Source organism: Micromonospora sp. C28ISP2-4 (assembly GCF_030519385.1).
Taxonomy (GTDB): Bacteria; Actinomycetota; Actinomycetes; order Mycobacteriales; family Micromonosporaceae; genus Micromonospora; species Micromonospora tulbaghiae.
This window is the reverse complement of sequence record NZ_JAUMKG010000001.1, coordinates 303381-326455: the sequence shown is the minus strand read 5'-3', so window position 1 is coordinate 326455 and position 23075 is coordinate 303381. Positions and strand designations below refer to the sequence as shown.

Below are 23075 nucleotides of genomic sequence, written 5' to 3'. Positions count from 1 at the left end.
GGTGCGGGCGGCGGGCTACCCTAACGGTGGGCTGGACCACCGGCCCGGCAGCATGTGCCCGCCGAAAACGACAAACGGGATGTTCGCGTGTTTGACACCTTGAGTGACCGCCTGTCCGGGATCTTCACCAAGCTCCGCGGCAAGGGCCGGCTCACCGACGCCGACATCGACGCCACCGCGCGCGAGATCCGGATGGCGTTGCTGGAGGCCGACGTCGCCCTGCCGGTGGTCAAGGGCTTCATCGCGAACGTCAAGGAGCGGGCGCGCGGCGCCGAGGTCTCCCAGGCGCTCAACCCGGCGCAGCAGATCGTCAAGATCGTCAACGAGGAGCTGATCAACGTCCTCGGCGGCGAGGGGCGGCGGCTCCAGTTCGCCAAGAACCCGCCGACTGTGATCATGCTGGCCGGCCTCCAGGGCTCCGGCAAGACGACGCTCGCCGGCAAGCTGGCCCGCTGGCTCAAGAGCCAGGGCCACCAGCCGCTGCTCGTCGCCGCCGACCTCCAGCGTCCCAACGCCGTCGGGCAGCTCCAGGTGCTCGGCGGCCGGGCCGGCGTCGAGGTGTACGCCCCGGCGCCCGGCAACGGCGTCGGCGATCCGGTCCAGGTGGCCCGCGACTCGATCGAGCACGCCCGCCGCGCCGCCCGCGACATCGTCATCGTCGACACCGCCGGCCGGCTCGGTATCGACACCGAGATGATGCAGCAGGCCGCGAACATCCGCGACGCGGTCCAGCCCGACGAGGTCATCTTCGTCATCGACGCGATGGTCGGCCAGGACGCCGTGCGTACCGCCGAGGCGTTCCGCGACGGCGTGGGCATCACCGGCGTGGTCCTGTCCAAGCTCGACGGCGACGCCCGCGGTGGTGCCGCGCTCTCCGTCCGCGAGGTCACCGGCCAGCCGATCCTGTTCGCCTCCACCGGCGAGAAGCTGGAGGACTTCGACGTCTTCCACCCGGACCGGATGGCCAGCCGGATCCTCGGCATGGGCGACGTCCTCACTCTGATCGAGCAGGCCGAGGCGGCCTTCGACACCGATCAGAAGGAGAAGATGACCGCCAAGCTGATGGGCGGGGAGACCTTCACGCTGGAGGACTTCCTCGATCAGCTCATCGCGGTCCGGCGGATGGGTCCGATCGCCAACGTGCTGGCCATGATGCCGGGCATGGGGCAGATGAAGGACCAGCTCGCCGAGCTGGACGACAAGCACTTCGACCGGGTCACAGCGATCATCCGGTCGATGACCCCGGCCGAGCGCACCAACCCGAAGATCATCAACGGCTCCCGCCGGGCCCGGATCGCGAACGGCTCCGGCGTCACTGTCATGGACGTCAACCAGCTGCTCAACCGCTTCGCCGACGCGCAGAAGATGATGAAGCAGATGGGCGGCATGATGGGCCTGCCCGGCGGTGGACGGCGCAAGGCGACCAAGTCGCCGAAGAACAAGCGCAAGGGCACCAAGGGCGGCGGGCGGCCGCGTACCGGCGCCGGGATGCCGGGCGGCTTCCCGGGCGGCATGCCGCAGCTCCCGCCGGGCCTGGACCCGGGCGACCTGGCCGGTGGGCAGGGCCTGCCGCCGGGCTTCAAGCTCCCGAAGATCGACTTCAACAAGCTGGGCAAGGGCGGGGACAAGGGCCCGCGCTAGCGTGTCGGTGACGGTGGGCGACATCGCTGTCTCTTAGGTGATGTCGCCCCCTGGAAGGAGATGTCAATGACCGCCGCCCCGATCCTGCCGGAGCGGCACGAGTGGACGGTCGACGACCTGGGCGAGCTGCCCAAGGACCTTCCGTACGAACTGATCAACGGAAGGTTGATCGTGCCGTCGCCCACTCTGCTGCACCAGGACATGTGCGTCGAGTTGCTGCTCGCGCTTCGCGTCAACTGCCCGAAGGAGTACCAGGTCGGGATCGACCTGTCGATGCGGGTCGACCACCGGAACGAGCCCCGGCCGGACGTCGTCGCGGTCGTGCGGGGCAACGCCAACCGGAGCCCGTTGCCGGTCGAGGACGCGGTGCTCGCCGTGGAGGTCATCTCGCCGACCTCCACCTTCCGCGACATGTACGACAAGGCCAGGGTCTACGCGTACGCGGGCGTCCGCTCCTACTGGGTGCTCGACCCCATCAAGGAGAAGATCACGCTGACCGAGTACGCGCTCGGCGCCAATCTCGAGTACAAGCAGGTCGGTCAGACAGACGATGTGTTCGTCACCGAGCGGCCCTGGAAGGTCTCGATCGACCTGCCGGCCCTGACCGCGCGCCGCAACGACCTGCTCGCCGGCGAGGAGGGCTGATCGGGTAGGACTGTGCACATGGCTCTGCACGTGCGCGGTGTGTTCCTTCCCGACGACGAGGTCCGGGACGTCTGGCTGGTCGGCGACCGGGTGACATTCGAACCGGTGCCCGGTGCCGAGACGGTGGCCGACGGCGGCTTCGTGCTGCCCGGCCTGACCGACGCGCACTGCCACATCGGCATCGCCCGCGGCGGCAGCCCGATCACCTCGCTCGACCAGGCCCGGGACCTGGCCCGGATCGACCGGGACGCGGGCGTGCTGGCGATCCGCGACGCCGGCTCGCCGTACCCGTACCCCGAACTGGAGGACGAGCCGGACCTGCCGCGACTGGCCCGCGCGGGCCGGCACGTCGCGCCCCCCAAGCGCTACCTGCGCGACATCGGCGTGGAGGTCGGCGCGGCGGAGGTGGCCGCGACGGTGGCCGCGCAGGCCGCGGCCGGCAACGGCTGGGTCAAGCTGGTCGGCGACTGGATCGACAGGGGGGTGGGCGACCTGGCGCCGGCCTGGGACGCCGACACCATGACCGCCGCGGTCGCCGCCGCGCACGCCGCCGGGGCACGCGCGGCGGTGCACACGTTCTCCGAGTCGGCCGTGGAGATCATGGTGCGGGCCGGGGTGGACTCGGTGGAGCACGGCACCGGGCTGAGTCTCGACCTGATCGACCTGATGGCCCGGCAGGGCACCGCGCTGGTCCCCACGATGATCAACATCAAGACCTTCGGCCACATCGCGGAGCAGGCCCGGCCCAAGTTCCCCGGGTACGCCGACCACATGCTCGCCCTGCGCGACCGCTTCCCCGAGGTGGTGCGCGCCGCGCACGAGGCGGGCGTGCCCATCTACGTCGGCACCGACGCGGGCGGCGGCATCGACCACGGCCTGGCGGCCGAGGAGATGCTGCTGCTGCACGAGCAGGCCGGCATGTCCGCCCCGGACGTACTGGCGGCCGCCTCCTGGCGGGCTCGCGAGTGGCTCGGCTTCCCCGGGCTGGTCGAGGGCGGCCTCGCCGACCTGGTGGTCTACCCCGAGGACCCGCGCCGCGACCTGCGCGTGGTCCGGGCGCCCAGCCGGATCGTGCTGCGCGGTCGGGTCGTCCGCTGACGGGCCGGGTCGTCCGCTGACCGGCCGCGCTCGTCGTCGGCGGCCCTAGCGGGTCGTCGCCGCCATCAGGAACAGGCGCACCGCCAGGTCGGCCAGCCGGTCGGCGGTCTCGTCGACCGGGCCGCCGGGCAGCACGATGTGGCTCACCACCAGGCGTACGACGCTGTCCGCCGCGAACGCCAGCGCCGCCGGGTCGGCGTCCGGCAGGCGGTGCCCGGTCCACTCCAGCAGCGCCGCCGCGGCCTCGGCGAGCACCAGCTCGGACCGGGTGGTCAGATACGGCAGCAGCTCCTCCGAGCCGCCCCGGGTGCTGGTCAGCACCGCCCGGACCAGTGGGTTCTCGGCAGCCGAGGCGAGCGTGCGGTGGATCGCCGCGTACGCGGCCGCGCGTACGTCGGAGTCGTGCTCGTCGAGCGCGGAGCGGACCTGACCGACGAACCGGTCCACCTCGTGCCGGGCCAGCGCATCGCCCAGGCCCGCCTTGGTGCCGAACTCGTTGTAGACGGTCTGCCGGCTCACCCCGGCCGCGCTCGCGACGGCGCCCATCCGGACCCCGGCCCAGCCGGTCGTGACGGTCAGCGAACGGGCGGCGTCGACGATCGACTCGCGCACCGGTGTGACATTCCTCGGCTTAGGCATGGTGATCGAAGTCTACGGGCGGGCACGCCCGGCTGCGCCGGCCCGTCGCGGGACGCATAGGATGTGCGGTCATGGCACGCGTGCTCACTCCCCGTGCGGAGGACTTTCCCCGCTGGTACCAGGACCTGATCGCCAAGGCGAAGCTGGCCGACAACGGCCCGGTCCGGGGGACCATGGTGATCCGACCGGCCGGCTACGCCATCTGGGAGCGGATGCAGGCCGAGATGGACGCCCGGATCAAGGCGGCCGGCGCGGAGAACGCGTACTTCCCGCTGTTCATCCCGGAGAGCTACCTCAAGCGCGAGGCCGAGCACGTCGAGGGCTTCTCGCCGGAGCTGGCGGTGGTCACGCACGGTGGCGGCAAGCAGCTCGCCGAGCCGGTGGTGGTGCGCCCCACGAGCGAGACGGTCATCGGCGAGTTCATGGCCAAGTGGATCGACTCGTACCGCGACCTGCCGCTGCTGCTCAACCAGTGGGCCAACGTGGTCCGGTGGGAGCTGCGCCCGCGGATCTTCCTGCGCACCAGCGAGTTCCTCTGGCAGGAGGGGCACACCGCGCACGCCACCCGCTCCGACGCCCGCGCCTACGCCCGGCGGATCCTGCACGAGGCGTACGAGGACCTGATGGTCAACGTGCTCGGCATCCCGGTGGTGGTCGGCCTGAAGACCGCCCGGGAGCGCTTCGCCGGCGCCACCGCCACGTACACGTGCGAGGGCATGATGGGCGACGGCAAGGCGCTCCAGCTGGGCACGAGCCACGAGCTGGGCCAGAACTTCGCCAAGGCGTTCGACATCAGCTACTCCTCGGCCGAGGGCGGCCGGGAGCACGCGTGGACCACCTCCTGGGGCACGTCCACCCGGATGCTCGGTGGCCTGATCATGTGCCACGGCGACGACAACGGGCTGCGGGTGCCGCCGAAGCTGGCGCCGGTCCAGGCGTACGTGATGATCGTCAAGGACGGCGACGGCGTCGGGGAAGCGGCGCGCAAGCTCAGCGACGCGCTGCGCGACGCCGGGGTGCGGGTGGCGCTGGACGACCGGACCGACACCGCGTTCGGCCGCCGCGCCGTCGACGCCGAGCTGCGCGGCTACCCCGTACGCGTCGAGGTCGGCCCGCGTGACCTCGCCGCCGGCAACGCCGTTGTGGTCCGGCGTACGGACGGCTCGAAGGCCCCGACGCCCGTCGCCGACGTGGTCGGCGCGGTCCTGGCCGCGCTGGAGGCCGACCAGCGGGCGCTGCACGACCAGGCGCTGGAGTTCCGCCGGTCCCGCACCGTCGAGGTGTCGACGCTGGCCGAGGCGATCGAGGCGTCCGCCACCGGCTGGGCGCGGGTGCCGTGGTCGGCGGTCGGCGTCGAGGGCGAGGCCGAGGCGAACGGTCAGGGCGTGACGGTCCGCTGCCTGGTGCGCGTCGACGGCTCGGTGCCGGACTCGGAGGACGAGCCCGACCTGGTGGCGATCCTCGCCCGCGCCTACTGAGGTGTAAGGAAGGGCCCCCTCTTAACGCATTCTGCATAGGCGGGGGCCCTTGTTAACACGACGGCGGGGGTGGGCATGCGGTTCGAGCCGGGGCGGCTGATCATGCACCGGAACGTGCGGCACGGCCGGATCGGCTGGGTCCGGTCGGCCCGGGTGGTTTCCGACGACGAGCGCGGCCTGCTGCTCTGGGTGGCGCGGACAGCACCAGTCGCGCACGAGGTGACAGAGGCCGGCCTGGGCATGCGGGCCGTGCCGTTCGCCGAGTGGGTGACGTCGTCCTACCGGCTCGCGCAGGGCCGGTGGAACGGTCCGCCGGTGCTGAAGTTCCTGCCCACCGACGCGGCCCACTCGGTCTGGTGGTTCCGCGACGCGGCGGGCCGCTTCCAGAACTGGTACGTGAACCTGGAGGAGCCCGGCGTCCGCTGGGACGACGGCGCGGTGGCCGGGGTCGACATGGTCGACCAGGACCTCGACGTGGTGGTGTACCCGGACCTGAGCTGGGAGTGGAAGGACGAGGACGAGTTCGCCGAGCGGCTGGCGTTCCCGGAGCACTACTGGGTGACCGACGAGAAGGCGGTACGCGCCGAGGGCGAGCGGGTGATCCGGATCGCCGAGGCGGGCGAGTTTCCGTTCGACGGAACCTGGTGCGACTTCACGCCGCCAGCGGAATGGGACGTACCGGACGAACTTCCGCCGGGTTGGGACCGCCCGCCGGTGCGCTGAACCGGTGTCCTCCGTCACGGCCCGACCCGCCCCGGGCGTGGTGTCCGGGTCCGGTGTGAGAGTTCCGGGCCGGATCTGGCAGAATGGTTCGCTGGTATCCGGCGCGCGTCCGGCGCCCTCTAACCCGGGCGCGTCGCCAGTTCACCGAGCAGTCTCCGGCCCAAACCCCACTGTGCCGGTCGGCGCTCACCCGCCACACCGCCCGTACGGGCCGGTGAGATCGCAACAGGAGCGAAACAACTGTGGCCGTAAAGATCCGGCTCCTGCGGATGGGCAAGATCCGCAACCCGCAGTACCGCATCGTCGTCGCCGACTCGCGCACCAAGCGTGACGGTCGCGCGATCGAGTTCGTCGGTGTGTACCAGCCGAAGGAAGACCCTTCGGTGATCGAGGTCAAGTCGGAGCGGGTCCAGTACTGGCTCTCGGTCGGCGCCCAGCCGAGCGAGGCCGTGCAGCGCCTGCTGGAGCTGACCGGTGACTGGCAGAAGTTCAAGGGCCTCCCCGCCCCGCCGCCGCTGAAGGTCGCCCCCGAGCGGGCCGACCGCAAGGCGGCGTACGAGGCCGAGGCGAAGGCCGCCGCCGGCGTGGCGGACACCCCGGCCAAGCCGGCGAAGAAGGCCGCCGCCAAGGCGGAGGAGCCGAAGGCCGAGGCCAAGGCCGAGGAGCAGACCGGTGCCGAGTCCGGCGAGCAGGCCTGACATGCCGCTGCGTCCCGCTCTGGAGCACCTGGTCAAGGGCATCGTCGACCACCCGGACGACGTCCGGGTGCGCATGGTCGACTCCCGTCGGGGCAAGCGCCTCGAAGTCCGCGTGCACCCCGAGGACCTCGGCACGGTGATCGGGCGGTCCGGCCGGACCGCCAAGGCGCTGCGCCAGGTGATCGGCTCCATCGGCGGGCGTGGGGTACGCGTCGACATCGTCGACTCGTACTGATGCTTCTCGTCGTCGGCCGGATCGGTAAGCCGCACGGCATCCGCGGTGAGGTCACCGTGGAAGTGCGTACCGACGAGCCCGAAGCACGGTTCGCCCCCGGTTCGGTGTTGACCACCGAGCCGGGGGTCACCCCGTCGGAGCCCGGCGCCTGGCGGGTGCCGCCGACACTCACCGTCGAGTCGGCCCGCTGGCATCAGGGCCGCCTGCTGGTCGCCTTCGAGGGCGTGCTGGAGCGCGACGTCGCCGAGGCGCTGCGCAACACGCTGCTGGGCGTGGACAGCGCCGACGTCGCCCCGCCGGAGGACCCGGAGGAGTTCCACGACCACCAGCTGGTCGGGCTCGCCGTGGTCACCCGCGACGGTGAGCACGTGGGCGAGGTCACCCGCATCGACCACGCGCCCGCGTCCGACATGCTGGTGCTGCGGCGTCCCGAGGGGCGTACCGCGCTGGTCCCGTTCGTCAAGGCGATCGTGCCCGAGGTGGATCTGGCCGGCGGTCGCGTCGTCGTCGACCTGCCGGGTGGCCTGCTCGACCTCTAGCTCTCGACCTCCGGCTGGAGCCGCCGCATGCGCGTCGACATCGTGTCGATCTTTCCCGAGTACTTCGCCCCGCTGGATCTCTCGCTCATCGGCAAGGCCCGGGCGAACGGCACGCTGCGGCTGGCCGTACACGATCTGCGGACCTGGACCCACGACGTGCACCGCACCGTCGACGACACGCCCTACGGCGGCGGTCCGGGCATGGTCATGCGCCCGGAGCCGTGGGGTGAGGCGCTGGACGCGCTGGCGCCCGGCGAGCTGAGCCCGGACGGGCACACGCTGCCCCGGCTGCTCGTGCCGTCGCCCGCGGGCGTCCCGTTCACCCAGGCCCTGGCGCACGAGCTGGCCGCCGAGTCGCACCTGCTGTTCGCCTGCGGCCGGTACGAGGGCATCGACCAGCGGGTGCTGGACCACGCCGCGACCCGGATGCCGGTGACCGAGGTCTCCCTGGGTGACTACGTGCTGTTCGGCGGCGAGGTGGCCGTGCTGGTGATCCTGGAGGCGGTCACCCGGCTGCTGCCCGGTGTGCTCGGCAACGCCGGGTCGCTGGACGAGGAGTCGCACGCGCACGGGCTGCTGGAGGCTCCGCTCTACACCAAGCCGGCGAGCTGGCGCGGGCTGGACGTGCCCGAGGTGCTGCGCTCCGGCGACCACGCCCGGATCGACCGCTGGCGGCGGGACGAGTCGTTGCTGCGCACCGCCGCCCGGCGCCCCGACATGATCGGCGCGCTGGCACCGGAGGCGCTCGACAAGCGGGACCGGGCGACGCTGGACCGGGGCGGATTTTCCTCGCCACCGGGGCATGTGGCAGAGTAGAGGGGTTGCCGCATCCGTCCGCGCCGTGGGCGGTTGCGAGGACCCTCGACCGGGGCCGGCCCCGCCGGTCACCACCCGGGGGTCAGAATCACCCATCCGCGCATCGACTGACGATGCGCCGTGAGCCTCACGAGGACGCAGCGATGAACATCCTGGACGCCCTTGACGCCCAGTCGAAGCGTACCGACCTGCCCGACTTCCGTGCCGGTGACACCGTCAAGGTGCACGCGCGGGTCGTCGAGGGCAACCGGTCCCGGGTCCAGATCTTCCAGGGCGTCGTCATCCGCCGCCAGGGTGACGGTCTGCGCGAGACCTTCTCGGTCCGCAAGGTCAGCTTCGGTGTCGGCGTGGAGCGGACCTACCCGCTCAACGGCCCGGGCATCGACCGGATCGAGGTCGTGACCCGCGGTGACGTGCGTCGCGCCAAGCTCTACTACCTGCGTGAGCTGCGCGGCAAGAAGGCCAAGATCAAGGAGCTGCGGGAGAAGCAGCCGGCGAACTGACTTCCGTACGCCACGCCGCCCGAGCTGCGCGGATGTCGTATCGACCAGACCGCACTACCCTGGTCGGTACGGGCGCAGCCGGACGGTGCGAAACGGTCCACTACCGCCCGTGGGGTCTCCGAGGGGACTCCCGGGCGGTAGTGTCGTTTCCGCGGACCGGAGAGTGGCATGGTGCAGATGGTTGACGAGGACGGCGCCGTCGATCCCTGGCGCCGGCGGGCCCGCCGTGGCCGCCGCCAGATGCCGCTCTGGCAGGAGCTGCCGCTGCTGCTGATCGTGGCGTTCTGCCTCGCTGTGCTGATCCGCACGTTCCTGCTCCAGGCGTTCTTCATCCCCTCCGGGTCGATGGAGAACACGCTGCTAGTAGGCGACCGGGTGCTGGTCAACAAGGTCGTCTACGACGTCCGCGACCCGGTCCGCGGCGAGGTGGTGGTGTTCCGGGGCACCGACCGCTGGGTCGCCCAGGAGGCGCCCACGCCGCCGGCCAACTTCGCCGGACGGGTCGGCCGTACGCTCGGCGACCTGGTGGGCGTGAGCCGCCCCGGCGAGAAGGACTTCATCAAGCGCGTCATCGGCGTACCGGGCGACAAGATCTGGTGCTGCGACGACGGCCGGGTGGTCGTCAACGGGGTGCCGCTCGACGAGCAGGAGTACGTCTCCGAGGACTCGCCGGTCGAGCTGCCGCCCAACCCGAAGGAGTGCCGGTCCCGGCAGTTCACCGAGGTGGTGGTGCCGCCGGGGCAGATCTTCGTGATGGGTGACCACCGGCTGGTCTCGCAGGACGCCCGATGTCAGGGGCCGGTGCCGATCGAGAACGTGGTCGGCCGCGCCTTCATGATCGTCTGGCCGTCGCAGCGGTGGACCTCTCTGCCCGTACCGGAGACGTTCACCAGCGTGCCCCGCGCGGACGCCGCGCCCGCGGGGCCGGCGCCGGTGGATCCCGACCCGGTCGGCGGCGTCGTCCTGATCCTCCCGGTCGCGGCGACGCTCACCGTTCTGGCGGGTTCGGGGCGACCGCGCCGTACCCGGCGACGTAGGCTCCACCCGTGATCGACGAGCAGACCGAGAAGCCCCGCAGCTCCTTCTGGAAGGAGCTGCCCATCCTCCTGGGCGTGGCGATCCTGGTCGCGGTGCTGGTGCGTGCCTTCGTGCTGCAGACCTTCTTCATCCCGTCGCCGTCCATGGAGAACACCCTCAAGATCGACGATCGGGTGCTTGTCAACAAGCTTGTCTACGACTTCCGCTCGCCGCACCGGGGTGAGGTGATCGTCTTCAAGGCGCCCACCGAGTGGAGCGGCAACCCCGACGGCGAGGACTTCATCAAGCGGGTGATCGGCGTCGGGGGCGATCACGTGGTCTGCTGCGACCGCACCGGCGGCCAGGAGCGGCTGGTCATCAACGGCAAGCCGATCGACGAGCCGTTCATCTTCCCCGGCAACAAGCCCGCCGACCAGGACTTCGACGTCACGGTGCCGAAGGGGCGGCTGTGGGTCATGGGTGACCACCGGGAGGCGTCCGGCGACTCGCTGGAGCACTGGCAGCAGTCGGGCGAGGACATCAACGTGGCAACCATCCCCGAGGGCGAGGTCGTCGGCCGGGCCTTCACCATCTTCTGGCCGGTCAGCCGCGCGACCTGGCTCAGTGTTCCCGAGCAGTTCGCCGGGATCCCCAATCCCTGAGCCGGCCCGCGCCACGCTCCGGCACGCCGGCCCCGGCTCGACAGCGGGTGGGCGTGGTCGTTCGTCGCAGGCGTCTGGCAGGCTGGTGCGGTGACCGTCTACACCCCTCGTCGCGCGGCCCGGGTGCTGCTGGTCGACGCGTCCGACCGGGTGCTGCTCTTCCACGGCAGTGATCCGGCCCGGCCGGGTCACCGCTACTGGTTCACCCCCGGCGGCGGGCTGGACCCGGGGGAGTCCCCGGCTGACGGCGCCGCACGGGAACTGGCCGAGGAGACCGGCCTGCGGCTGGCGCCGGCCGAGCTGGGCGCACCGGTCTGGGCGGAGACCGTCGAGTTCCCGTTCGACGGCGTCTGGTACCGCCAGGAGCAGCAGTTCTACCTGGTCCGGGTGGCGGGCTGGGAGGTCGACACGGCCGGCTTCAACGACGTCGAACGGGCGAGTGTGCACGGGCACCGCTGGTGGCCGGTGGCCGAGCTGGCCGCCTCCGCCGAGCGCTACTACCCGCCGGACCTGCCCGGCCGGCTCGGCGCCGTGCTGGCGGGAGGCGGCGCATGCTGACCCCGCCGCGCACAGTGGTACGCCGCGACGGCGGCCTCTACGCGCTGGAGCGCGCCCTGCAGCGGCGCGGTTTCCGGCACGTGGCGGGCGCCGACGAGGCCGGTCGCGGCGCCTGCGCCGGCCCGCTCGTGGCCGCCGCCGCGGTGCTGCCCGAGGGCCGGCGCGGCGAGATCGACGAGCTGGCCGACTCGAAGCTGCTCACCCCCGCCGCCCGCGAGCGCGTCTACGACGAGGTGGTGGCACGAGCCCTGGCGTACGCCGTGGTGGTCATCCCGGCCGAGGAGGTCGACGCCCGCGGGCTGCACGTGTGCAACCTCGCCGCGATGCGCCGCGCGCTCGCCTCGCTCACCACCCGCCCGGAGTACGTGCTGACGGACGGTTTCGGCGTCGACGGGCTGGACGTGCCGGGCCTGGCGGTCTGGAAGGGCGACCGGGTGGCCGCGTGTGTGGCGGCGGCGAGCGTGCTGGCAAAGGTCACCCGGGACCGGATCATGGTGGAACTGGACGGGCGGTTCCCCGGCTACGGCTTCGCCGAGCACAAGGGCTACATCACCGCCGAGCACAGCGCCGCCCTGCGCGCGCTCGGGCCCTGCCGGGAACACCGCTTCTCGTACGTGAATGTGGCCGCCGTCTCCGGACGGGACGGCCGGCCTCCCCGCGCCCGCCGCCCGGCGGGCGCAGACGTGGCGTCGCCCGAGCTCGCGGCCGGGCTGCCGGGTCTCGGGCCGGGAGCGTTCGCCGGGCGCCCGGACGAGCCGATGGGGCACTGCGGCGCGTCAGGGGGTACCGTCGGCGTGGCGTTGGGCGAGCAGCCGCGACCTCCGGCGTCGGTGGGGGAAGATGTGGTCATGGAAGGCGGAGTGCGATGAGCGCGGAAGATCTCGAGAAGTACGAGACCGAGATGGAGCTGCAGCTCTACCGGGAGTACCGGGACATCGTCCGCCAGTTCTCCTACGTGGTGGAGACCGAGCGCCGTTTCTACCTGGCCAACCAGGTCGACCTGCACGTGCGCAACTCCGACGGCGAGGTCTACTTCGAGGTCGAGATGCACGACGCCTGGGTGTGGGACATGTACCGTCCTGCCCGTTTCGTCAAGAATGTTCGAGTGATGACGTTCAAGGACGTCAATGTGGAAGAGCTCGAAAAGCCCGACATCTCGCTTCCCGCAGATTCCGGATTCGGGAGCTGACCACGGGCGGCTGAACGCCCCCGATCACTCCGCCGGCACGACCACCTCGACCCGCTGCACCAGGTTGTTGGCGAACCCGCCCCGGTTCCACGGCTGCTCGACCGGCTGGGTACGCCCCGACGCGTCCGTCGCCCGGGCACCGAGCACGTACCGCCCCGGCGTCGCCGTCCAGCTCACCGACCACCGGCGCCACGCCCACTCGCCCCCGGCCGGCTCGTCCAGGACCGCGGGCGTCCACGTCCCGCCGCCGTCCACGGTCACCTCGACCGAGGTCACCGGCGCGTGGCCGGACCAGGCGCGGCCGTCCAGAGTGCACGGCCCCGGCCGCAGCACCCGGGTGCGGGACATGAAGTCCGGGAAGCCGGGCGGACGCACCAGCGCACGCGGCTCGATCCGGGTCACCGGCACGCCCGGGTCGTCGGCGTCGCGCCGCAGCCGGTAGGCCACCGCGTTCTGGTAGCCGTCGAACGGCTCGGTCGTCACAGTGATGTCGCGCAGCCACTTCACGTGCGCCATGCCGTACCAGCCGGGCACGATCAGGCGCAGCGGCGCGCCGTGCTGCGGCAGCAGGGGTGCGCCGTTCATCTCGTACGCCAGCAGCACCTCCTCGCGCAGCGCGTCGGCAACCGGCAGCGCCCGCTGGTAGTCCTGCTCGACGCCGCGCTCCACCCCGTGGTCCGCGCCGGTGAACACGACGTCCACCGCGTCGCCGGACAGGCCGGCCTCGCGCAGCAGCGGCGCCAGCGGCGTACCGGTCCACTCGGCGTTGCCCACCGCCTCCACCAGCCACGGCTGGCTGACCGGACGGGGATGCAGCAGCGCCCGGCCGTTGCCAGCGCACTCCAGCGTGACCCGATGGGTCACCCGGGGCCGGTCGCGCAGCGCCGCCAGGTCCATGCGAAGCGGACGCTCGACCGCGCCGGACACGCTCAGCGCGTACGCGGACGGGTCGACGTCCGGGATGTCGTAGTGGATGAGCAGGTAGTGCAGGCCCGCCGGGGTCACGTCGTACCGCAGCGCCTCCAGCGGGATGCCGTGGTTACGCGCGGCGAGCTGAAGCTCCTCGGCGCTGATCCCCTCGTCCGGCCCGGCCACCCGGGAAGGCCGGCTGACGTCGTCCACAGTGGTCATGACTGCTCCGTCCGCTCCAGCACGTCGTAGCCCACGAACTCGAACATCCGCGCCCCCGGCGCCAGCGGACGGGGCGTGCCGGTGAAGCGGTGCGCGCCGACGCCCACACCGTCGGCCGGGCTGTTCACCGCGACCGGCTCGAAGCCCTCCTCGGCGAACCACTCGCAGATGACGGGCACCAGGTCCGGCTCCCGGCGGTGCCGCGTCCACAGCACAGTGCCGCCGGTGGCGCAGAGCGAGGCGCAGTACCGCACCGTCGCCCGGATTTCGTCGTCAGTGATGTTGCCGAAGATGCCGCAGACCAGCACCAGATCCGCCGGGACCAGATCGGCGTAGCGGTCGGTCAGCGAGGCGTCCCCGGTCACCACCTCCACACCGGTGAGCCCAGCGTCGGCGGCGGCGCGGCGGGCCAGGTCGGCGTTGCGCGGGTCCAACTCGACCAGGCGGGCGGTCACGTCGCCGCCGCGGGGGTGGGCGGCCAGCACCGGGATCAGGTCGCGGCCCTGACCCGCGCAGAGACTCAGCGCGCGCAGCGGGCCGGGTGGCGCCGCGTCCAGCGCGTCGGAGACACGTTGCCGCACCTCGGCGAGCCGCCGGGCCAGTGCGGACTCGGGCTGGTCGTAGTCGCTGTGCCAGGCGTACCAGTCCTTCGTCACCGGGCCAGCATAGGCGTCCGGGCCGTAGCAGATCGGCCCCGATTTCGGCGCTCGTCCACAGTCGGTGCGTCGTCCACAGGACGGTCGGATAGGGCGCGCGAGACGGTGCTCGGGGTGGGCAGGGTGTCCGGCGTGCGTTCCTCCATCTCTCACGCCGGTCGGGCCGGGCTGGTGGTGCTGTTCCTCGCGGCTTGCCTGCCGGGCGTCTCCGCGCCGTCCCGGGCGGCGCTGCCGTCCTCGGCCGCGCCGGTGTCGTCCTGGGCCGGTGCCCATTCGTTCGTGGCCGGGCCGCTCTCCGGTTCCGCGGCGGGTGCCTATTCGTCCGTGGTCGGGCCGTCCTCCGCTTCGGCGGCGGGTGCCTCGGCAGCCGGTGGCCCGACGGCGGGTGTCCCGGAGGCGGAGATGCGGGGTGCGCCCGCTGGGCGTTTCCGGTGGCCGCTGCCCGGCGCGCCCCGGGTGGTGCGGCGGTTCGACCCGCCGCCGCAGCCCTGGCTGTCCGGGCACCGGGGCGTCGACCTCGCCGCCCCGCCCGGTGTGCCGGTGCTGGCGGCGGGCGGCGGAACCGTCCTGTTCGCCGGCACCGTCGCCGGTCGGCCGGTGCTGACCGTCGGACATTCCGGCGGGCTGCGCACCACCTACGAACCGGTCCGCTCCCGGCTCACCGCCGGTACCCCTGTGGACGCCGGCACGCCGGTCGGCGACCTGCTCGCCGGGCATCCGGGCTGCGCCGAGGCGGCCTGCCTGCACTGGGGGCTGCGACGGGAGGCTGAATACCTCGATCCGCTGGTTCTGCTCGGGCTCGGTCGCGTCCGGTTGCTACCGCTGCACCCAGTCGACGTCGCCGGATGATCGGGTACGGCGCCGGTGAGCTGCGGGTGCGCCGCTCAGCCCTGGGCGAGCAGCGTGGGCAGCCGGACGGCCAGCCGGTCGTACTCGTCGGGGGTGTTGTAGACCTGCCCGCACAGCCGCAGGTAGCCGCGCCCGTTCCAGCCCGCGATCGACACCTCGGCGGAGAGCCGGTCGGCGATCCGGCTTCGAAGCTCCCGGGCCGCGTCGAGCGTCGTCGCGACACCGGGCGGCAGCGGCACGAGCCGCATGGCGACCGCCGGTCCGCCGGGCTCCGGCAGCCGCTCGGGCGCCACACCGAGCGCGTCCCCGACGACCCGTTGCCCGTACGCGGCCAGCGCGGCGTTGTGCGCGCGTACCCGGTCCACGCCGAGGCTGCGCAACGTGAACAGGCCCACCGGGGCGGCCAGCCAGCCGGTGTAGTCGAGCGTCGCCTGCCACTCGACACGGACCGGGAACCCGCTGTCCTGCTCCCACGAGACGACGAGCGGCTGGATCTTCTCCCGCCACTGCGGCGCCACCACGAGCACTGCGGTGCCACGCGGCGCGTACGCCCACTTGTGCAGATTGCCGACCCAGAAGTCGGCGCCGACGGACGCGACGCTGGCGGGCAGCATGCCCGGCGCGTGGGCGGCGTCCACCAGCACCGGCACGCCCTGCTCCCGGGCCACCGCGACGATCGCCGCGGTGGGGAACAGCCGGGCGGTCGGGGAGGTGAGCTGGTCGACGATCAGCAGCTTGGTACGCCCGGGGCGCAGCCCGTGGCGGATGATCTCGACCACCTCCTCGTCGGTGGCGGTCAACGGCACCGGCAGGGTGCGGGACACCGCTTGGGTGCGGGCGCACTCCCTGGCGATCGACAGCGCCACCGCCCCGTACCCGTGGTCGGTGGTCACGATCTCGTCGCCGGGGCGTAGTGCCAGCGACTGCAACACGACGGCCGCACCGGTGGTGGCGTTGCCGACGAGCGTGGTGCCGTCCGGGTCGGCGCCGAGGAACGTGGCCAGGTGCCGCCGGGCGTGGGCGATCCGGTCGACCAGGCCCTGCGTGAAGAACCGCAGCGGGTTTGCCTCCATCTCGTCGCGCAGGCGCTGCTGGGCGCGTTGCACGGCGATCGGAACGGCACCGAACGAGCCGTGGTTGAGGTGGCTGACGGACGGATCGAGGGAGAAGAGCAGCCGAGCCCCGGGAATCGGCTCGGGTGGCTGCGGCACCGTCATCCGTCGATCCTAGCCGGAGACTGATCATGCGCTGGCCGGATTCCGCCCGCCCGCCCGGTCGGATCCGGGCTCTGGGTGGAACGCGGTGGGTGTCTCCCGGCCCCGGAGACACCCGTGACGTTCCACCGACGCTGACTGCGCGCCTTCGACGGTCAGGCGCGGGGGTGCGCCTGCCGGTACGCGGCGCGGAGCCGCTCCACCGAGACGTGCGTGTAGATCTGCGTGCTGGCGAGCGACGAGTGCCCCAGCAACTCCTGCACGGCGCGCAGATCCGCGCCCCCTTCGAGCAGATGCGTCGCGGCCGAGTGGCGCAGCCCGTGCGGCGTCACCCGCGGCACCCCGGCAGCGCCGGCCCAGCCGGACACGATCCGCCGCGCGGTGGTCGGGTTCAGCCGCCCGCCCCGCGCCCCGAGCAGCAGCGCCCGGCCCGATCCCGGGGTCAGCAAAGAAGGCCGGCCGTCGCGCAGCCAGGCGTCGAGCGCCCGCTGGGCCGGCACTCCGTAGGGCACCGACCGCTCCCGCCCGCCCTTGCCCAGCACCCGTACCACCCGGCGGGCCTGGTCGACGTCGGTGACGTCCAGGCCGCACGCCTCGCTGACGCGCACCCCGGTGCCGTAGAGCAGTTCCAGCAGCAACCGGTCGCGCAGCAGCACCGCGTCGGACGGTCCGTCGCCGGTCGCCTCGGCTGCCGTTGCGTGGTCGCGTCCGAGCCCGGCGCCGTCGGGGTGGACCGTCGAGCGGTCGGCCCCGGGCGGGCCGGGACGCTGCCGCGACGGGGCCTCCACCAGGGCGGCGGCCTGGTCCGCGCGCAGCACGCCGGGCAGCTCCCGCCGTGCGCGAGGGCTGGCCAGCGGGGCCGCCACGTCGTCGGCGAGCAGACCGGTCCGGTGCGCCCAGGCGCTGAACGTCCGGGCCGCGGCGGCGCGCCGCGCCATCGTCGTCCGGGCCGCGCCCATGGTCCGCTGCTTCGCCAGCCAGCTGCGCACCACGGCGAGGTCCAGCTCCGGCAGTTCGGCGCAGCCCATCCGGACGGCGTGGTCCAGCAGCGACACGAGATCCGTGACGTACGCCCGGACGGTGTGGACGGAGCGGTTGCGCACCCGCGACAGGTGGTCGGCGAAGTCGTCCACCGCCTCGCGCATCGAGGCAGGCAGTTCCTCGTGCGCGTCCCGGGTACCGCGTTGCCGCTTGCTCACCGCGGCACCCGGTCCGGGCGCACGCGGTCCCGGCGGCGGAGGCGAACGGCGATCACCGTCCCAGCGTAAGGCCGGAGCGCCGCCCGTCGTCGCCGCCCGCCGCTTCGCCCTGCCGCCGCCGGTCGCTTCGCCGGGCCGCCGCCGGTCGCTTCGCCGTGCCGCCCGGCTGTCGCGCCCGCCTTCGCGGCGGGTCGGCCGTCGCCCGTGGGTTGTGCCGTCCGCCACGTCGTCCGCGTCCTTCCGGTGCGGACAGGGGCCGACGCGCTGAGTGGGGGTGGCAGAAGCGGGTCTGGACAGGGGAAACTCATGCTGCGGCACGCTCCGGTGCGGCGACCGGCGGGCAGCGTGGCCGAGCCGGCCCCGACGGAGGGTCGATCCGGCCGCGATCAGGCGAACGCGTCCCCGTGACGGTGACGCCGGTACGAGGAGGGCCGAGAGTGGGAGTGGACGCCGTCCTCTACCGGCAGGTGTCGGCAGGTGACAGTCGTCGCCGGCCCGTGTACGTCTCGATCGAGGTCGTCGCGGACCCGCAGGACGTGCTGCTCGACCTGCTCAAGCGTATCCGTGGCGGTGGGCGGACCCCACTGCTGGACCGCGTCGACCCGCTCGGTGAGCTGACCGTGGGCGCCGAGCGGATGTCGCAACTGCTCGCCGAGCTGCGGTGCCTGGCCGAGGTCGCCGGGGTGCCGGCCGAGGTCGACCACGTCCACCGGCTGGCCCGGCTCGTCCGCCGGTGCGCGGAGCGCCGCGACGCCGAGATCCGGTTCGAGGGCGACTGACGCGTTCACGTGCGGGCGGCCGGTGGTGGCGGTGCGAGCGCGTAACCGTCGTCGCGGCGTACCACCATTGCCAGTTCCTCCAGCATGGACAGCTTGCGCATGGCGGTACGCAGGTCCACGCCCGCGCGCGCCGCGACGCTCTCCAGGTCGAGCGTTCGGCGGCGGGGCAGCGCCTCCAGCACCTGGGTGGCCTCCTCGTCGAGCCGGTCCCGGGGGCGCTCGGGCGCCCGGGCGGGCGGGGCCAGGTCGTACCCGATGCGCCCCACCTCCTCCAGCACGTGCGCGACGCTCGTGACCAGCCGGGCCTCCGGCCGTTCCCGCAGTACCTCGTGCCCGCCGACCGACATCGCCGAGGTGACCGGCCCGGGCACCACCATCGCCGGGCGGCGCAGGCCGAGCGCCCGGTTGAGCGTCTGGGTGGCGCCGCTGCGGGCGGCAGCCTCGACCAGCACCGTGCCGCTCGTCGCCGCCGCGATCACCCGGTTGCGGATGAGGAACCGTGGCCGTAGCGGCTCCGCGCCCGGAATCCACTCGCTCACCAGGAGGCCGGTCTCGGCGATCCGGTCGAACAGCGCGGCGTTGCCCATCGGGTACGGGCGGTCCACGCCGCAGGCCAGCACGGCCACGGTGCGCCCGCCCGCCGTCAGCGCCCCGCGATGCGCGGCGGCGTCGATGCCGAACGCCCCACCGGACACGACTGTCCAATCCCGGTCGGCGAGGCCATAGCCCAGCTCGGTGGCGACGTGCGCGCCGTAGGGGGTGGCCGCCCGGGCGCCGACCACCGCCACCGAGCGCGCCAGCGCCTCATCGAGCGGCCACGCTCCGCGAACCCAGAAGCAGAGCGGCGGGTCGGTCTCCACGTCGACCCGCCGGGTGGCCCCGGACAGCGCCAGCCGGCGCAGGTCGCCGACCTGGGCGGGCCATTCGTCGTCCTCCGGCGTGACCAGCCGGGCGCCGAGCCGTTCGCCACGGGCCAGTGCGTCGGCCGCGACCGCCCGGGCGTCGGCGGAGACGCCGCGCGCCGCGACGGCCGAGCGAAGTGCCCGCTCCGGCGCCTCGCCGGACAGCAGCAGGTCCAGCGCGGCGACCGGGCCGATCCGCTCGACCAGGGCGTACACCGACCGGGTGCCGGGCTCGGCGAGCCAGGTGAGCGCGACCCGCGCCAGCCGGCGGTCGTCGGCGCTCACGCGACCTCCCCGGTGCGGAGCTGGACGGCTTCCGCGACGTCGTCGTGGCCTGGCCGGTCCCGTCCGTCCAGGTCGGCGATGGTCCAGGCGAGCCGGAGTACGCGGTCGTAGCCGCGCGCGGACAGTGAACCGGTGTCGAGCCGGCGGCGCAGATCCGTGGTGACCCGGGCCGGCAGGTGCCACGGCGGGCGGCGCAGGTACGGGCCGGGGACGTCGGCGTTCACCCGGTGGCCGGTGGACGCCCAGCGGTCGGCGGCGGCGTGCCGCGCGGCGACGACCCGGGCGGCGACGGTGGCCGAGGACTCGTACGCGGCGTCGGTGCTCAGCAGCTCCGCCGCGCGTACCGCCTTCAGCTGGACCTGCACGTCCACCCGGTCGAGCAGCGGACCCGACAACCGCCCCAGGTAGCGTCGCCGGGCCAGCGGCGGGCACTCGCAGTCGACGTCGCCGGAGGGTTTCGCGCAGGGGCAGGGGTTGGCCGCCAGCACCAGTTGGGTTCGGGCCGGGTACTCGGTGGCACCCCGGGTACGCGCCACCCGCACCTGGCCGCTCTCCAGCGGCTGCCGCAACGCCTCCAGCGCGCCCTTGCTGAACTCGGGCGCCTCGTCCAGGAACAGGACCCCGCGGTGGGCGAGCGACACCGCGCCCGGCCGGGCCAGCCCGGAGCCGCCGCCGACGAGCGCGGGCACAGTGGCCGTGTGGTGCGGCGCCTGGAACGGGGGACGGCGCAGCAGCCCGCCGCCGGGTGGCAGCAGACCGGCGATCGAGTGCAGCGCTGTCACCTCCAGGGCTGCCTCGTCGTCCAGTGCGGGCAGGATCGACGGCAGCCGCTCGGCGAGCATGGTCTTGCCGGCGCCGGGTGGACCGAACAACGCGAGGTGGTGGCCCCCGGCGGCGGCGATCTCCAGGGCACGCCGCCCGAGTGGCTGCCCGGCCACGTCGCCGAGGTCGGGCCCGGCCGGGCCGTCGGCCGGGACGTGGGCCGGTGGGGCGAGCAGAGGGCTGCCGTCGCGCACGTGGGCGACGAGCCGGTGCAGGGTGTCGACAGCGTGCACCCGTACGCCCGGGATGACTGCCGCCTCGGCGGCGTTGCCGGCGGGTACGACGACGCGGGTGTGCCCGGCGCGGGCGGCGGCGGCGACCATGGGCAGCGTGCCTCGGACGGGGCGTACCGCGCCGTCGAGGCCGAGTTCGCCGAGCACGACTGTGGCGTCCAGGGCGACCGGTGGCAGCTCGCCCGAGCCGGCCAGGACGGCGAGCGCGATGGCGAGGTCGAACGCCGAGCCGTACTTGGGCAGGGTGGCGGGGAGCAGGTTGAGGGTGATGCGGCGGTTGGGCCACTTCTGGCCGGAGTTGACGATCGCGGCGCGGACCCGGTCGCGCGCCTCGTGCAACGCGGTGTCCGGCAGGCCGGAGATGATCACAGCGGGCAGCCCGGGCGCCAGGTCGGCCTCGACCTCGACGAGGTGCCCGGCGACTCCGGCCAGGCCGACGCTCAGCACTTTCGCGTACCCCATCTCAGAACGCGCCGCGGAGGTGTTCGACGCGGGCGGGGCCGGTGAGCGGGAGGCGGACGGAGAGCACGTCGAAGCGGACCTCGGCGGCGGTGGTGCCGGTCTCGGCGAGCCAGCGGGCGGCCAGGCCACGCAGCCGGCGGGCCTTGGCGTGCACGACGGCCTCGGCGGGGGAGCCGAACTGCTCGCCACGGCGGGTCTTGACCTCGCAGATGGCGAGGACCGGGCCCTCCCAGGCGATGATGTCGATCTCGCCCTCGGGACAGCGCCAGTTGCGGGCGACCGGGCGCAGGCCCGTCTCGATCAGGTGGCGTAGCGCGCACCGCTCGCCGTACGCCCCGACGGCTCGGTTCCGGTTCGTCATGCCGGCCAGGATGCGACCGGCGTCCGTGATCAGGAGTGGTTCGGCCCGGTCGCCTGTGGACAGGGGTGGGCCTGTGGACGGAACGACGATCATGATTCCGATCTGTTATGGGCCGGTCCGGTGGAGGCATGATGAGCGGTCCGACAGCGAGGGGGAGTGCGGTGACGGCTCGGAGCGCGTCGTTCGATGCGTCTGCCTGCGGCATCTGCGGGCAGACGCCCGACGCCCGTCATGACCGTGACGGACACGGCGCCGGCCGGAGAGTCGACTACGTCGTGGTCGGCACGCGGGGCGGGATCGCGGAGTTCCGCGAGGCGGACGCCGATCCAGGGTTCGGAGGACGGATGCGGCGGTGCTCGCCCTGAATACTGGCCGGCAGTGGAGCGCTCGGTCGCCTTCGCGCTCCCCGGCGACTACAAGGATCTCGTCGACCGGTACGTCACGCCGCACGGCTACTGACCGTGTCCCGGCCGCGACCCGGCGGCGTCGGCGCTGACCTGGGCCGATCCCCGGGTGACCCGAATGGCGCGGCTGGAGCCGGTCGCATACCGTGCCGGTCGTGGACGGACGACGGAGCTATTCCGAGGATGAGCAGGGGTCGCGATGGGGCGACCGGGGATACGAGTCGGACTGGCGCGCCGCGGGCGAGCCCCGCTACCGCGACGACGACTACCGCACGCCCGAGCAGCGCGCCGGTGAGAACCGGTACGCCGAGCCGGGCCGGTACTCCGCCGCCGATCCGCTTGTGGACGACACGAGCAGCTGGCGGTCGCAGCGGCCGGACGACCCGGAGGTCTCCGGTGAGCTGCCCGGGTCGCGGGCCGGCCGTCGCGCGGCGCGGGAGTCGACCGCCGATCCGCTCGGCGCGGTGTCCCGCAGCGGCGTCGACGCGCTCGGCACCGCCGCGCACGGGAACCCGCTGTCGGGTTCGCTCGGTACGCCGGCGGCCGCCCCGCTGACCGGCGCAGCCCCGCTGACCGGCGCGAACCCGGCGGGCACCGACCCGTACGGCCTCATCGCCCACGGCAGCGACCCGGCCGGTGGTGCCGGCGTTGACGCCCGCAGCGCTGTCGGCGGCGTCGACAAGCCCCGGCTCAGCCCGATCGGCGGCTACCCGGTCGTCGAGCCGGCGCCGGGTACCGACGGCGGAGCCGAAGCGGCCGCCGCGGCCCGGCTGAGCCCCGGCGAGGCCACTCCGCTGCGGATCGGCGAGCGTCCGGGCGGCCCGGCCCAGCCGGCGGCGGCCCCGAACCCGCTGGAGATGCCGACCGGCCCGATGCCCGCGGTGCTGCCGCGTCCGGACGGGCCGCCGCCCGGTGACGGCGTCTACCGGACCCGGCGGCCGGCGCTGGCGGTGCTGCTGGCGGTGATGGTGCTGGTGCTGGAGGTGCCGGCGGTGCGGGTGTTGCTGCACGGCCTGTTCGGCGACCCGGTGTCGACGTCGCACGTGGTGGTGGGCATCTTCCTGGTGGTCGGTCTGCCGATCTTCGGCACCGGCCTGTACGGGCTGCGCACCGGCGGGCTGGCGCTGGCCGACGGCAGCCGGGGCTGGCTGCGCCCGCCGACGGCGTACCTGACCGTCGGCCTGGTGCTGTTCCTCGCCGCCGCCCTCGCCGCCGGCTGACCGCGGGGCCGCGGTCCGCACACCGCAGCCCGGACACCGCGGGCGCTCTCCGCACCCGGGGGCCGGGCAGCGGGGAGGGCGCGTACACTGGTCGACTGGCGACCGCCTCGCGCGGTC

General features: G+C 73.5%; 26 protein-coding genes. 18 read left to right on the top strand and 8 right to left on the bottom strand.

Annotated elements, in window-relative coordinates; translation table 11 throughout:
• Positions 1 to 87: 87 nt before the first annotated feature.
• The 3 genes from ffh to Q3W68_RS01495 all read left to right on the top strand — a co-directional run bounded on the left by ffh (position 88) and on the right by Q3W68_RS01495 (position 3384).
• Positions 88 to 1641, top strand: coding sequence for a signal recognition particle protein (gene ffh, locus Q3W68_RS01505; protein ID WP_302903744.1), 1554 nt, complete (start codon positions 88 to 90; stop codon positions 1639 to 1641).
• Positions 1642 to 1707: 66 nt separating this feature from the next.
• A complete protein-coding gene (locus Q3W68_RS01500) occupies positions 1708 to 2286 on the top strand; it encodes a Uma2 family endonuclease (RefSeq protein ID WP_269701498.1) in 579 nt (192 codons plus the stop codon).
• Positions 2287 to 2304: 18 nt separating this feature from the next.
• On the top strand, positions 2305 to 3384 hold the full coding sequence (locus Q3W68_RS01495; RefSeq protein WP_302903743.1) for an amidohydrolase family protein: 1080 nt from the start codon (positions 2305 to 2307) through the stop codon (positions 3382 to 3384).
• Positions 3385 to 3429: 45 nt separating this feature from the next.
• Here Q3W68_RS01495 and Q3W68_RS01490 read toward each other — a convergent pair whose 3' ends face one another.
• Positions 3430 to 4023 (bottom strand): TetR/AcrR family transcriptional regulator, encoded by a 594-nt coding sequence (locus tag Q3W68_RS01490; protein WP_302903742.1) that lies wholly within the window; start codon positions 4021 to 4023, stop codon positions 3430 to 3432.
• A gap of 71 nt (positions 4024 to 4094) precedes the next feature.
• Here Q3W68_RS01490 and proS point away from each other — a divergent pair, with 71 nt between their 5' ends.
• The 12 genes from proS to Q3W68_RS01430 all read left to right on the top strand — a co-directional run bounded on the left by proS (position 4095) and on the right by Q3W68_RS01430 (position 12441).
• Complete coding sequence (gene proS / locus Q3W68_RS01485; protein WP_302903741.1) at positions 4095 to 5501, top strand: proline--tRNA ligase; 1407 nt, start codon at positions 4095 to 4097, stop codon at positions 5499 to 5501.
• 75 nt (positions 5502 to 5576) lie between these two features.
• The gene (locus Q3W68_RS01480; RefSeq protein ID WP_302903740.1) at positions 5577 to 6224 is read left to right on the top strand and encodes a DUF402 domain-containing protein; all 648 of its coding nucleotides are present in this window, start codon (positions 5577 to 5579) and stop codon (positions 6222 to 6224) included.
• A 242-nt stretch (positions 6225 to 6466) separates the two neighbouring features.
• Positions 6467 to 6922 carry a 30S ribosomal protein S16 gene (gene rpsP / locus Q3W68_RS01475; RefSeq protein ID WP_269701490.1) on the top strand — a complete coding sequence of 152 codons (456 nt, stop codon included), beginning with the start codon at positions 6467 to 6469 and terminating at the stop codon, positions 6920 to 6922.
• Positions 6897 to 7157: an RNA-binding protein gene (locus Q3W68_RS01470; protein ID WP_026268109.1), complete on the top strand. Its 261-nt coding sequence runs from the start codon at positions 6897 to 6899 to the stop codon at positions 7155 to 7157. Before rpsP ends, Q3W68_RS01470 begins: the two co-directional genes overlap by 26 nt.
• Positions 7157 to 7696, top strand: a complete 540-nt coding sequence (rimM, locus tag Q3W68_RS01465) for a ribosome maturation factor RimM (RefSeq protein ID WP_302903739.1) — start codon at positions 7157 to 7159, stop codon at positions 7694 to 7696. The genes Q3W68_RS01470 and rimM overlap by 1 nt, the downstream gene beginning before the upstream one ends.
• A gap of 27 nt (positions 7697 to 7723) precedes the next feature.
• Positions 7724 to 8512, top strand: a complete 789-nt coding sequence (gene trmD, locus Q3W68_RS01460) for a tRNA (guanosine(37)-N1)-methyltransferase TrmD (RefSeq protein ID WP_302903738.1) — start codon at positions 7724 to 7726, stop codon at positions 8510 to 8512.
• Positions 8513 to 8655: 143 nt separating this feature from the next.
• The gene (rplS, locus tag Q3W68_RS01455; RefSeq protein WP_013284591.1) at positions 8656 to 9015 is read left to right on the top strand and encodes a 50S ribosomal protein L19; all 360 of its coding nucleotides are present in this window, start codon (positions 8656 to 8658) and stop codon (positions 9013 to 9015) included.
• A 168-nt stretch (positions 9016 to 9183) separates the two neighbouring features.
• Positions 9184 to 10065 (top strand): signal peptidase I, encoded by an 882-nt coding sequence (lepB, locus tag Q3W68_RS01450; protein ID WP_302903737.1) that lies wholly within the window; start codon positions 9184 to 9186, stop codon positions 10063 to 10065.
• Entirely contained in the window at positions 10062 to 10694 is a 633-nt protein-coding gene (lepB, locus tag Q3W68_RS01445; protein ID WP_302903736.1) for a signal peptidase I, read from the top strand. Before lepB (Q3W68_RS01450) ends, lepB (Q3W68_RS01445) begins: the two co-directional genes overlap by 4 nt.
• Positions 10695 to 10784: 90 nt before the next feature.
• The gene (locus Q3W68_RS01440; protein WP_302903735.1) at positions 10785 to 11252 is read left to right on the top strand and encodes an NUDIX hydrolase; all 468 of its coding nucleotides are present in this window, start codon (positions 10785 to 10787) and stop codon (positions 11250 to 11252) included.
• Positions 11246 to 12121, top strand: coding sequence for a ribonuclease HII (locus Q3W68_RS01435; RefSeq protein WP_302903734.1), 876 nt, complete (start codon positions 11246 to 11248; stop codon positions 12119 to 12121). Before Q3W68_RS01440 ends, Q3W68_RS01435 begins: the two co-directional genes overlap by 7 nt.
• Entirely contained in the window at positions 12118 to 12441 is a 324-nt protein-coding gene (locus Q3W68_RS01430; RefSeq protein ID WP_011905215.1) for a DUF2469 domain-containing protein, read from the top strand. The genes Q3W68_RS01435 and Q3W68_RS01430 overlap by 4 nt, the downstream gene beginning before the upstream one ends.
• 24 nt (positions 12442 to 12465) lie before the next feature.
• On the opposite strand, the gene Q3W68_RS01425 is transcribed toward Q3W68_RS01430, so the two are convergent.
• Positions 12466 to 13572 (bottom strand): sulfite oxidase, encoded by a 1107-nt coding sequence (locus tag Q3W68_RS01425; protein WP_302903733.1) that lies wholly within the window; start codon positions 13570 to 13572, stop codon positions 12466 to 12468.
• Positions 13569 to 14228, bottom strand: coding sequence for an SAM-dependent methyltransferase (locus Q3W68_RS01420; RefSeq protein WP_302903732.1), 660 nt, complete (start codon positions 14226 to 14228; stop codon positions 13569 to 13571). The genes Q3W68_RS01425 and Q3W68_RS01420 overlap by 4 nt, the downstream gene beginning before the upstream one ends.
• 324 nt (positions 14229 to 14552) lie before the next feature.
• Here Q3W68_RS01420 and Q3W68_RS01415 point away from each other — a divergent pair, with 324 nt between their 5' ends.
• A complete protein-coding gene (locus Q3W68_RS01415) occupies positions 14553 to 15077 on the top strand; it encodes a M23 family metallopeptidase (protein WP_302904930.1) in 525 nt (174 codons plus the stop codon).
• A gap of 35 nt (positions 15078 to 15112) precedes the next feature.
• Here Q3W68_RS01415 and Q3W68_RS01410 read toward each other — a convergent pair whose 3' ends face one another.
• Both Q3W68_RS01410 and Q3W68_RS01405 read right to left on the bottom strand, forming a co-directional pair.
• On the bottom strand, positions 15113 to 16294 hold the full coding sequence (locus tag Q3W68_RS01410; RefSeq protein WP_302903731.1) for an aminotransferase class V-fold PLP-dependent enzyme: 1182 nt from the start codon (positions 16292 to 16294) through the stop codon (positions 15113 to 15115).
• A 152-nt stretch (positions 16295 to 16446) separates the two neighbouring features.
• On the bottom strand, positions 16447 to 17436 hold the full coding sequence (locus Q3W68_RS01405; RefSeq protein WP_302904929.1) for a tyrosine recombinase XerC: 990 nt from the start codon (positions 17434 to 17436) through the stop codon (positions 16447 to 16449).
• Between the two features lie 491 nt (positions 17437 to 17927).
• Here Q3W68_RS01405 and Q3W68_RS01400 point away from each other — a divergent pair, with 491 nt between their 5' ends.
• Positions 17928 to 18269: a hypothetical protein gene (locus Q3W68_RS01400; protein WP_302903730.1), complete on the top strand. Its 342-nt coding sequence runs from the start codon at positions 17928 to 17930 to the stop codon at positions 18267 to 18269.
• A 5-nt stretch (positions 18270 to 18274) separates the two neighbouring features.
• Here Q3W68_RS01400 and Q3W68_RS01395 read toward each other — a convergent pair whose 3' ends face one another.
• Genes Q3W68_RS01395 through Q3W68_RS01385 form a run of 3 tightly spaced genes read right to left on the bottom strand, consistent with a single transcriptional unit; the run spans position 18275 to position 21334 of the window.
• Complete coding sequence (locus Q3W68_RS01395; protein ID WP_302903729.1) at positions 18275 to 19456, bottom strand: DNA-processing protein DprA; 1182 nt, start codon at positions 19454 to 19456, stop codon at positions 18275 to 18277.
• Entirely contained in the window at positions 19453 to 20973 is a 1521-nt protein-coding gene (locus Q3W68_RS01390; protein ID WP_302903728.1) for a YifB family Mg chelatase-like AAA ATPase, read from the bottom strand. Before Q3W68_RS01390 ends, Q3W68_RS01395 begins: the two co-directional genes overlap by 4 nt.
• Before the next feature lies 1 nt (position 20974).
• Positions 20975 to 21334 (bottom strand): YraN family protein, encoded by a 360-nt coding sequence (locus Q3W68_RS01385; RefSeq protein WP_302903727.1) that lies wholly within the window; start codon positions 21332 to 21334, stop codon positions 20975 to 20977.
• 559 nt (positions 21335 to 21893) lie between these two features.
• Between Q3W68_RS01385 and Q3W68_RS01380 the strand changes: the two genes are divergently transcribed.
• The gene (locus Q3W68_RS01380) at positions 21894 to 22958 is read left to right on the top strand and encodes a hypothetical protein (protein WP_302903726.1); all 1065 of its coding nucleotides are present in this window, start codon (positions 21894 to 21896) and stop codon (positions 22956 to 22958) included.
• Positions 22959 to 23075 lie beyond the last annotated feature (117 nt).

Coding starts and splice junctions, on each gene's coding strand:
- Q3W68_RS01500 (WP_269701498.1), top strand. CDS start 1,708: ATGACCGCCGCCCCGATCCTGCCGGAGCGGCACGAGTGGACGGTCGAC.
- Q3W68_RS01495 (WP_302903743.1), top strand. CDS start 2,305: ATGGCTCTGCACGTGCGCGGTGTGTTCCTTCCCGACGACGAGGTCCGG.
- Q3W68_RS01490 (WP_302903742.1), bottom strand. CDS start 4,023: ATGCCTAAGCCGAGGAATGTCACACCGGTGCGCGAGTCGATCGTCGAC.
- proS (WP_302903741.1), top strand. CDS start 4,095: ATGGCACGCGTGCTCACTCCCCGTGCGGAGGACTTTCCCCGCTGGTAC.
- Q3W68_RS01480 (WP_302903740.1), top strand. CDS start 5,577: ATGCGGTTCGAGCCGGGGCGGCTGATCATGCACCGGAACGTGCGGCAC.
- rimM (WP_302903739.1), top strand. CDS start 7,157: ATGCTTCTCGTCGTCGGCCGGATCGGTAAGCCGCACGGCATCCGCGGT.
- trmD (WP_302903738.1), top strand. CDS start 7,724: ATGCGCGTCGACATCGTGTCGATCTTTCCCGAGTACTTCGCCCCGCTG.
- rplS (WP_013284591.1), top strand. CDS start 8,656: ATGAACATCCTGGACGCCCTTGACGCCCAGTCGAAGCGTACCGACCTG.
- lepB (WP_302903737.1), top strand. CDS start 9,184: ATGGTGCAGATGGTTGACGAGGACGGCGCCGTCGATCCCTGGCGCCGG.
- Q3W68_RS01435 (WP_302903734.1), top strand. CDS start 11,246: ATGCTGACCCCGCCGCGCACAGTGGTACGCCGCGACGGCGGCCTCTAC.
- Q3W68_RS01430 (WP_011905215.1), top strand. CDS start 12,118: ATGAGCGCGGAAGATCTCGAGAAGTACGAGACCGAGATGGAGCTGCAG.
- Q3W68_RS01425 (WP_302903733.1), bottom strand. CDS start 13,572: ATGACCACTGTGGACGACGTCAGCCGGCCTTCCCGGGTGGCCGGGCCG.
- Q3W68_RS01410 (WP_302903731.1), bottom strand. CDS start 16,294: ATGACGGTGCCGCAGCCACCCGAGCCGATTCCCGGGGCTCGGCTGCTC.
- Q3W68_RS01405 (WP_302904929.1), bottom strand. CDS start 17,436: ATGCGCGAGGCGGTGGACGACTTCGCCGACCACCTGTCGCGGGTGCGC.
- Q3W68_RS01390 (WP_302903728.1), bottom strand. CDS start 20,973: ATGGGGTACGCGAAAGTGCTGAGCGTCGGCCTGGCCGGAGTCGCCGGG.
- Q3W68_RS01385 (WP_302903727.1), bottom strand. CDS start 21,334: ATGACGAACCGGAACCGAGCCGTCGGGGCGTACGGCGAGCGGTGCGCG.